The sequence below is a fragment of the Streptomyces panaciradicis genome (genome assembly GCF_023516615.1).
Taxonomy (GTDB): domain Bacteria; phylum Actinomycetota; class Actinomycetes; order Streptomycetales; family Streptomycetaceae; genus Streptomyces; species Streptomyces panaciradicis.
Map to the genome: position 1 here is coordinate 1 of NZ_JAMGBF010000341.1, position 397 is coordinate 397.

Sequence of the window (397 nt, forward strand, 5' to 3'; positions counted from 1 at the left end):
GGACGTGGCCTTCCTCAACTGGGTTGCCGAACAGGGCTGGAGGGTCGACCCGCAGAGCGGTAAGGGCGACGTGAGTGTCGTCCGCACCGACAACAAGACCATCCCAAATGCCTACACGTCCGGTTCCCTCGACGGCGCCTGGGTGCCCGAGCCGACCGCCTCCAAGCTGGTCGCCGAGGGCGGCAAGGTCCTGCTGGACGAGGCGACGCTGTGGCCCGGCAAGAAGTTCGTGATCACGAACATCATCGTGCGGCAGAGCTTCCTCAAAAAGCACCCGAGGGCCGTGGAGGCCGTGCTGAAGGCGTCGGTGGAGTCCAACAAGTGGATCAACGCCGACCCGGATGCGGCGAAGGCCGCGGCGAACAGGCAGCTGGCCGCCGACTCCGGCAAGGCCCTG

The 397-nt window shown here is 66.8% G+C and carries 1 protein-coding gene; it reads left to right on the plus strand.

Annotation, left to right across the window (positions count from 1 at the left end; translation table 11 throughout):
- Positions 1–397: ABC transporter substrate-binding protein (locus M8J74_RS44275; protein ID WP_249841784.1), on the plus strand; the 397-nt coding region annotated here is incomplete at both ends.